The sequence below is a fragment of the Microbacterium umsixpiens genome, from assembly GCF_053543675.1.
The window spans coordinates 700-5,336 of record NZ_JBLVOH010000222.1 but is presented as its reverse complement, the minus strand read 5'-3'; the positions used below and the strand labels follow the sequence as shown (position 1 = coordinate 5,336).

Genomic DNA, 4,637 nt, shown 5'->3' with positions numbered 1-4,637 from the left:
CGGGAGGGGGCCTTCGGGTTTCGCGGCGTGATCAGTCCTCGGGCTGGAAGCCGATCAGCCAGCGGATGCCGTAGCGGTCGACGAGCGTGCCGTCGAAGTCTCCCCACGGGCGCTTCTGCAGGGCGTCGATCACTCGGCCGTCGGCCGCGAGCTTGTCGTACCAGCCGGTGAGGGTCAGCGCATCCGCCGTGCCGAGGAGTGAGAGGAACATGCCGCTCATCTGCACGGCGTCGTCGTCGGCTCCGGCATCGGCGCCGGCGAGCTCGACCGGCCCGCTCAGCTGGCCGTGCGCGACGGCATCGCCGGGTCCGTCACGCCGGCCCGCCGTGGCGTAGTCGAGCAGCTGCAGTTCACCGCCGAACACCGAGCGGTAGTGACGCAGCGCCTCTGCGGCGTTGCCGGGGAACAGCAGGTACGGGATCAGTCCGCTCATGCCGCGAGTGTAGCCGCGACCGACGACGCCCCACAGGACGATCGCCCTACAGGTCGACGCCGACCAGCACCGGCTCCGGCTGCAGCACGAGACCGAACTCGGCGTGGACCCGGCTCTGGATGAACCGCGCGAGCTCGGCGACCTCGCCCGCGGTCGCGCCGCCGCGGTTCGTGAGCGCCAGCGCATGCTTGGTCGAGACCGAAGCGCGCGAGCGCGGAAGCTTGAATCCCTTGCGGATGCCCGCCTGCTCGATCAGCCAGGCTGCGCTGACCTTCACGTCGGAGACGGTCGTCGGCTTCGACAGCGGCACCTGCCCGTCGTAGGACGCGAGCGGGATCACGGTCACGGCATCCAGATCGGGCGCCACCGGCCAGCGCGGGCACTCCGGCGGCAGTGCGCCTGCCACCGCGGCCGTCACGATCGCGTTCTGGAAGAACGAGCCGACGCCGTGGGTGTCGGGGTCGGCGTCGTCGAGCAGCATGCCCTTCGACGCGCGGGTCGAGAGGATGCGCTCGCGCACCCAGCTCAGCGGAACCGGTGTCTCATCGGTCAGCCCGAGCGCCCGACGCAGCTGCTCGCCGCGCACCACGCGCTCACCGGCGATCGCCAGGTCGACGGTGACGGAGAGGATCACGGCACGTCGCAGCGGCACGCTGCCGTGGTGGTGCTTGAGGACGGAGGTGCGGAAACCCAATCCGAGCTCGGCCGCGGGAACGGTCGAGACCACGCCGGTCGACTCGTCGATCAACTCGACCTCGACCAGCGTCTCCTGGATCTCCTGTCCGTATGCGCCGATGTTCTGTACGGGGGACGCGCCGACCGTGCCGGGGATCCCACTCATGGCCTCGAGGCCGGCGTAGCCGTGCGCGACCGCATAGGCGACCAGGTCGTCCCAGGAGTGCCCGGCCTGCGCGCGCAGACGGATGCGACCCGGGTGCGGCGACGGAATCTCTTCGATCCCCTCGGTGCGCACGCGGATGACGGTGCCTTCGAAGGGCTCGTCGCCGACGAAGAGGTTGGAACCGCCACCGAGGACGAACCACTCGTCACCGCGGGCCCAGGTGTCGCGCAGTGCCTCGATCAGACCGGCGGTCGTCGTCGCCTCCTGCATCCGCTCGGGCGCGGCGCCCGTGCGCAGCGTGGTCAGCTCGGCCAGGCGGACCGGCTCGATCTCCCGCATCAGAGCGTCCTCATCAGACGGCGACGCGCAGCTGCGCCTTGACGAGCACCGTGGTCTCGCCGAACGTGACCTTGAGGTCGATGCGCGCGACCTCTTCATCGACCGCGCCGACCGTGGCGACGACGGTGATGTCGGCACCATCGACCGGGTCGACGACGACCGGCTTGGTGAAGCGCACCCCGTAGTCGAGGATCTTCGCGGCCGGGTCGAGGGCGGCGACGACCACCGACGAGGCGATGCCCATCGTCAGCATGCCGTGCGCGAGTACGCCGGGAAGCCCGACGGATGCGGCGACATCGTCACGGTAGTGGATGGGGTTGAAATCTCCGGACGCTCCCGCGTAGCGCACGAGCGACTCGCGGGTGAGATGCACGGTGCGCTCGGCGACCACGTCTCCGACGGTGTAGCCCATCAGGCGGCCTTCCCTTCGTCCGTGCTCTCGGCGCCCACCAGCAGCACACTCGTCGCCGTGACGACATGGTCGCCCGCAGCGTCGGTGATCGCGGCCTCGCTGGTGATCATGGCGTTGCCGCCCATCATCCGGATGCCGGTGACGCGCAGCTGGGCGGTGAGCTCATCGCCCGCCACGATCGGTCGCGTGTAGGTGAAGCGCTGCTCGGCGTGGATCGTGCGGGCGAGCACGATGCCGGAGTCCTCCTGCGCCAGCAGCTGCTGGAGCGTGAGGTCCTGGATGACCATCGCGAAGGTCGGCGGCGCCACGACGTCGGAGAAGCCGGCCGCGCGGGCCGCTTCGACGTCGGTGTGCTGCGGAGCATCGGCGAAGACGGCGCGCGCGAACTCGCGCACCTTCTCGCGGCCGACGAGGTAGGGGGCCGTCGGCGGGAACTCCCGGCCGACCAGTTCTTGGTTCACTGCCACCCCTCGATCCTACCGAGGCCCGGCCGACGTTCAGCCGCGCTTGCGCCCGCGGACGGCCTTGATCGCCATCTGCACCGCGATCACGACGAGGTATGCCGCGAACAGCATGTTGCCCAGCGTCGGGTCGACGATCGTCGCCAGCCACGCTCCGAGCGCGGTCGTCGTACAGGCCGAGACGCCGATGATGGCCGCCGCGAGCAGGTCGACGTTGCGGTTGCGGAGGTTGCCGACCGTGCCGGAGATCGCCGTCGGGATCATCATCAGCAGCGAAGTGCCCTTGGCGACCAGGTCGCTCGTACCGAACGCCAGCATCAGCACCGGGACGACGATCACGCCGCCGCCGACGCCGATCAGCCCGGCGAGGATGCCCGTGCCGACGCCCACCCCGACGAGCGCGATGCCCGTCAGCCAGGAGAGTTCGAAGGCCGCATCACGCGAGGGGATCACCAGGAACAGGCTGACGATCACCACGACGAGGAACCCGACGAAGCCCCACCGCAGCGCCGTCTGCGAGATGCGCGGCAGCAGGCGAGTGCCGATCTGCGCACCCACCACGGCACCCGCCGCCAGGATGATGGCGGGGATCCAGGCCACCGACCCGGTCGTGGCGTAGGAGATGACGCCGACGCCGGCCGTCGGCACGATCGCCGCGAGCGAGGTGCCCGCCGCGAGCCGCTGGTCGAAGTGCAGCAGGAGTACCAGCAGCGGGACGATGACCGTGCCGCCGCCGACGCCGAAGAGTCCGGAGAGGAGACCGGCGAGAAGGCCGATCCCGATGAATGCTGCGTAGGCGCGAGGCCCTCGCGCGGGGGCCTGTACGTCACTCACCGGATCAGCCTACTCGCGGCCTCCTCCCCTCTCGAACCCACCGCCTCGGACTCAGACCTCCGAGTCGGCCTTGATCGGCACCGCGATCGACTCGGTCAGCGCCTGCTCGTACCGGCGCTGCCGACGCCGCAGCCACAGCCCGCCGACGATCAGCAGCGCGAGCACGGCGTAGGCGGCCGCCGCGAACGGCTGCAGGACCAGCGTGCTCAGATCCCCCTGGCTCAGCTGCAGCGCCTTGCGCAGCTGCTCCTCGGCCATCGGCCCCAGGATCATCCCGACCACCAGCGGCGCCACGGGGTAGCCGTACCGCCGCATGAAGTAGCCGAGGATGCCGACGACCAGCAGGATCACGATGTCGGTCGGCGAGCTGTGCAGCGCGTACGCCCCGAAGACCGCGAACAGCAGGATGCCCGCGTACAGGTACGGCCGCGGGATCTGCAGCAGCTTCACCCACATGCCCACGAGCGGCAGGTTGAGCACGATCAGGATGACGTTGCCGATGTACAGGCTCGCGATGAGAGCCCACACCAGGTTCGACTGGCTCTCGAACAGCAGCGGCCCCGGCTGGATGCCGTACGACTGGAACGCCGTGAGGATGATCGCGGCGGTCGCCGTCGTCGGAAGGCCCAGCGTGAGCAGCGGCACCAGCACACCGGCGGCGGCCGCGTTGTTCGCCGACTCGGGGCCTGCGACGCCCTCGATCGCGCCGCGTCCGAACTCGTCGCGGTGCTTCGACAGCTTGCGCTCAGTCGCGTACGACAGGAACGTGGCGACATCCGCGCCGCCGGCTGGGATGGTGCCGATCGGGAAGCCGATCGCGGTCCCCCGAAGCCACGGCTTCCACGAACGGCGCCAGTCAGCCTTGGTCATCCAGGAGCGCCATCCGCGGGTCACGGGGATCACATCGACACCGCCGTGTCGCAGCCGCGCGGCGATGTAGAACGTCTCCCCGACCGCGAACAGGCCGACCGCGACCAGGACGATGTCCACGCCGTCGGACAGCGCCGGGAGCCCGAGCGTGTACCGCTGCTGCCCGGAGAGCCAGTCGGTTCCCACGAGTCCGAGGAACAGGCCGACACCGAGCGAGAGCATGCCGCGCGAGATCGAGCTGCCGATCAGCGCGCCGACCGTGATGAACGCGATCACGATGAGCGCGACGTAGTCGGCGGGCCCGAGGTTCACCGCGAACTGCGCGAGCAGCGGCGCCAGCAGCGTCAGCCCGAGCGTCGCCAGTGTTCCCGCGATGAACGATCCGATGGCCGCGGTGGCGAGCGCCGCTGCGCCGCGCCCCATCCTGGCCATCCTGTTGCCCTCGAT

The 4,637-nt window shown here is 70.2% G+C and carries 6 protein-coding genes; all 6 read right to left on the bottom strand.

The annotated features are described in order from the left end of the window. Positions 1 to 31: 31 nt before the first annotated feature. Complete coding sequence (locus ACNPM4_RS18640) at positions 32 to 433, bottom strand: VOC family protein (protein ID WP_029260961.1); 402 nt, start codon at positions 431 to 433, stop codon at positions 32 to 34. Positions 434 to 479: 46 nt separating this feature from the next. Continuing rightward, complete coding sequence (locus ACNPM4_RS18635; RefSeq protein ID WP_105710421.1) at positions 480 to 1,613, bottom strand: UDP-N-acetylmuramate dehydrogenase; 1,134 nt, start codon at positions 1,611 to 1,613, stop codon at positions 480 to 482. 13 nt (positions 1,614 to 1,626) lie between these two features. After that, on the bottom strand, positions 1,627 to 2,025 hold the full coding sequence (locus tag ACNPM4_RS18630) for a MaoC/PaaZ C-terminal domain-containing protein (RefSeq protein ID WP_105710422.1): 399 nt from the start codon (positions 2,023 to 2,025) through the stop codon (positions 1,627 to 1,629). After that, on the bottom strand, positions 2,025 to 2,492 hold the full coding sequence (locus ACNPM4_RS18625; protein ID WP_029260958.1) for an FAS1-like dehydratase domain-containing protein: 468 nt from the start codon (positions 2,490 to 2,492) through the stop codon (positions 2,025 to 2,027). The genes ACNPM4_RS18630 and ACNPM4_RS18625 overlap by 1 nt, the downstream gene beginning before the upstream one ends. A gap of 30 nt (positions 2,493 to 2,522) precedes the next feature. Continuing rightward, a complete protein-coding gene (locus tag ACNPM4_RS18620; protein ID WP_448986692.1) occupies positions 2,523 to 3,320 on the bottom strand; it encodes a sulfite exporter TauE/SafE family protein in 798 nt (265 codons plus the stop codon). 51 nt (positions 3,321 to 3,371) lie between these two features. Further along, positions 3,372 to 4,637 (bottom strand): tripartite tricarboxylate transporter permease (locus ACNPM4_RS18615; RefSeq protein ID WP_448986690.1); only part of this gene is annotated, 1,266 nt, incomplete at its 5' end.